Source organism: Devosia sp., assembly GCF_017307565.1.
GTDB lineage: Bacteria > Pseudomonadota > Alphaproteobacteria > Rhizobiales > Devosiaceae > Devosia.
This window is the reverse complement of the sequence record NZ_JAFKHD010000130.1, coordinates 1-3,360: the sequence shown is the minus strand read 5'-3', so window position 1 is coordinate 3,360 and position 3,360 is coordinate 1. Positions and strand designations below refer to the sequence as shown.

Annotated in this window: 2 protein-coding genes and 2 pseudogenes; 2 read left to right on the top strand and 2 right to left on the bottom strand. The window is 62.1% G+C overall.

The features are described from left to right. Together J0I64_RS03645 and J0I64_RS03640 are read left to right on the top strand one after the other, a co-directional pair. Positions 1-463 (top strand): annotated as a pseudogene (locus tag J0I64_RS03645) (ribosome biogenesis GTPase Der); the annotation flags it as partial. 258 nt (positions 464-721) lie between these two features. Further along, a complete protein-coding gene (locus J0I64_RS03640) occupies positions 722-1,999 on the top strand; it encodes a hemolysin family protein (RefSeq protein WP_291406256.1) in 1,278 nt (425 codons plus the stop codon). A gap of 57 nt (positions 2,000-2,056) precedes the next feature. On the opposite strand, the gene J0I64_RS03635 is transcribed toward J0I64_RS03640, so the two are convergent. Further along, entirely contained in the window at positions 2,057-2,791 is a 735-nt protein-coding gene (locus tag J0I64_RS03635; RefSeq protein ID WP_291406255.1) for an SDR family NAD(P)-dependent oxidoreductase, read from the bottom strand. Beyond that, positions 2,791-3,360 (bottom strand): annotated as a pseudogene (locus J0I64_RS03630) (amidophosphoribosyltransferase); the annotation flags it as partial. The pseudogene J0I64_RS03630 and the gene J0I64_RS03635, both read right to left, overlap by 1 nt.

The window sequence follows — 3,360 nt, the reverse complement described above, 5'->3', positions numbered from 1 at the left end:
CGCTCTCAACAAATGGGACCTGATCGAGGACAAGAACGCCAAGCTCGCCGAGCTGCGCCTCGAATGCGAACGCCTGCTGCCGCAGGTGCTCGGCATTCCGCTGGTCACCCTGTCAGGCCTCACCGGCCGCAATATCGACAAGCTGATGCAGGCCATTTTCGAGGTCGAGCGCACCAGGAACTCGCACGTTTCCACCTCGCGCCTCAATCGCTGGCTCGCCGCCATGACCGAGAGCCATCCGCCTCCGGCGGTCTCCGGTCGCCGCCTCAAGATGCGCTACATGACCCAGGCCAAGACCCGGCCACCGAGCTTTATCATCTTCGCCTCGCGCCCTGAAGCCGTGCCCATGTCCTATCAGCGCTACCTGACCAACGGGCTACGCGAGAGTTTTGACATGCCCGGCACGCCGATCCGCCTCTGGCTGCGCGGCGGCAAGAACCCCTACGCCGACAAGAAAAGCTGACGCGGGGGCAGGGCGCCCGCGTACTGCTGATCACGAAGGCCATGAAAAATCCCGCGAAAGCGGGATTTTATTTTGCGTGTATAGACTCCCGCCTGCTGCTCGCCGGATATTCTTGCGCCGCAACACCAAAATTTCCCCCGGTCAAATCAGTCTATCGGCCTATTCACATCGGCCAGCCTTGCCCTATAGTGCGCACGTCGTAGCACCCCGCCATTGGTCGCGGCGTGCCAACTTTGCACTTTGTTGCTTACAGAAATCATCATCGTCGTCGTTCTCATCCTTGTGAACGGCGCCTTGGCAATGTCCGAACTGGCCGTTGTTTCGTCCCGCTCCGCGCGCCTCAAAGTCCTGGCCGACCAGGGAAACAAGGGTGCCGCCACGGCAATGAAACTGGCCGATGATCCGGGCAAGTTTCTTTCCTCTGTTCAGATCGGTATCACCCTCGTCGGCATTCTTTCGGGTGCGTTTTCCGGCGCGACCCTCGGCACGCGTCTCAGCGTCTGGCTCGCCGAGATCGGCGTGCCCGCCAATATCGCCGATGTCGGCGGCGTTGGCCTGGTCGTCGTCGTGATCACCTATGCCTCGCTCATTCTCGGCGAGCTGGTCCCCAAGCAGATCGCTCTGCGCAATCCAGAATCCGTGGCCTCGTCCGTGTCTCAGCCCATGGCCATCATTGCCCTCGTCGGCTCGCCCATCGTCTGGCTGCTCGACGTGTCGGGCAAGCTGGTGCTGCGTCTTCTCGGCCAGAGCGGCCAGAACGAAGAGCAGGTGACCGAAGAAGAGGTCCGCACCATCATCGCCGAGGCGACCTCGGCCGGTGTCTTCGAGACCGAAGAACACTCGATGATCTCGGGCGTCATGCGTCTCGCCGATCGTTCGGCCCGCGGCCTCATGACTCCTCGCCTCGACGTCGTCTGCGTCGATGTGGAAGACAGTTTTGAGGCCAATCTCAAGATCATCCTCGCCACCTCGCACTCCCAGGTGCTGGTGCAGGAAGGCAATGCCGATTCCATCCTCGGCGTCCTGGTCCTGGCCGACCTGCTGCCGGCCCTTGCAACAGGCCAACAGCCGGACCTGCGCCGTCTGCTCAAGCCGCTGCCGGTGATCATGGAACACGCCGACGCCCTCGACGTGGTCGAAGCCATTCGCCAGTCGAGCGTCAAGATGGTGCTCGTCGTCGACGAATACGGACACTTTGAAGGCATCGTCACCTTTGGCGATGTGCTCGAAGTCATCACCGGCGTCTACAACGAGGAGCCGGGCGACGATCCGGCCATCGTCGAGCGCCAGGATGGCTCCTGGCTCGTCGCCGGCTGGATGCCCGTCGACGACTTCTCCGAGCGTTTCAAAATTTCGGTGCCCAAGGATGCGCGCTACGAAACCGTGGCCGGCTATATCCTTGCTGCGCTCAATCGCCTGCCGCGAACCGGCGAGAGTTTTGATCGCGACAACTGGCATTTCGAGGTCATCGATCTCGATGGCCGCCGCATCGACAAGGTGCTGATGTCCCCGCTCCTGCCGAGCGAGGGCGCATAACGAAAAAAAAAGGCTCCGGAGCGATCCGGGGCCTTTTTCTTGGAATGTGGCGGGACTTCAGAGGTCCTCGAACGCGCCCTTGGTCACGTCGAACAGGCGTCCATTCTCGGCCACATTGGGGCTCAGGAGATCGACGAGCTTCGGCGCAACGTCAGACGGCTGCGGCAGCGTTTCGGGGTCTTCGCCCGGCATCGCCTTGGCGCGCATCGCGGTACGCACGGCGCCGGGGTAGAAGACATTGGTCTTCACCGTCGTTGTGTTCATCTCGCCGGCATAGGCCTTCACCATGGCATCGAGCGCGGCCTTGCTGGCGGCGTAGAGGCCCCAATAGGGCTTTGCCGAGCGCGCGGCGGCCGACGATACGAAAACGGCACGGCCCGCTGCCGATTGGCGCAGCAACAGGTCGAGCGAGCGCAGCAGCCGGTAATTGGCCGTGACGTTGAGCGCAAAAACCTTGTCGAACTCATCGGGCTTGAGGTGCGGCACCGGGCTCAGTGTGCCGAGCAGGCCGGCATTGGCGACGAGACCATCGAGATGGCCCCAACGCTCGAAAATGGCTGCGCCCAGGCGGTCGATGGCGTCGCCATCGCGCAGATCAAGCGGCACCAGCGTCGAAGATCCGCCCACTTCCTGAATAGCGTCGTCGAGTTCTTCGAGACCACCCACGGTGCGGGCCACGGCAATCACATGCGCGCCACGGCGTGCTGCTTCGACAGCCGCCGCATAGCCGATGCCACGCGACGCGCCAGTGACCAGCACGACCTTGCCGGTCAGTTCGGTATTGTCAGTCATTAACCCGCTTCCTTGAGCAGCGAAATCTGCTTGGGATCGTTGTTGGATCGACCATTGAGGTCGGTGAGAAGGGTAGGGTAGTCGCCGGTGAAATAATGATCGGTGAACTGCGGCGCAGCATTGTTGCGCTTCTCCCCACCCACGGCCTCATAGAGCCCGTCGATGCTGAGGAAGGCCAGCGAGTCCGCCCCGATGAACCGGCACATGGCCTCTATGTCATGGTATTGGTTGGCCAGCAGCTTGTCCGGATCCGGCGTGTCGATACCATAATAGTCCGAATGGAAGATCATCGGGCTTGCGACCCGGATATGCACTTCCGTCGCGCCGGCATCGCGGATCATCTGCACGATCTTAACCGAGGTCGTCCCGCGCACGATGGAGTCGTCGATCAGCACCACGCGCTTGCCGGCAATCTCGGCCCGGTTGGCCGAATGCTTCAGGCGAACGCCAAAGGCACGGATCTGCTGGGTCGGCTCGATGAAGGTGCGGCCCACATAGTGGTTGCGAATAATGCCCAGTTCGAACGGAATGCCGCTCTGCTGCGCATAGCCGATCGCTGCCGGGGTGCC

Coding starts and splice junctions, on each gene's coding strand:
- J0I64_RS03635 (WP_291406255.1), bottom strand. CDS start 2,791: ATGACTGACAATACCGAACTGACCGGCAAGGTCGTGCTGGTCACTGGC.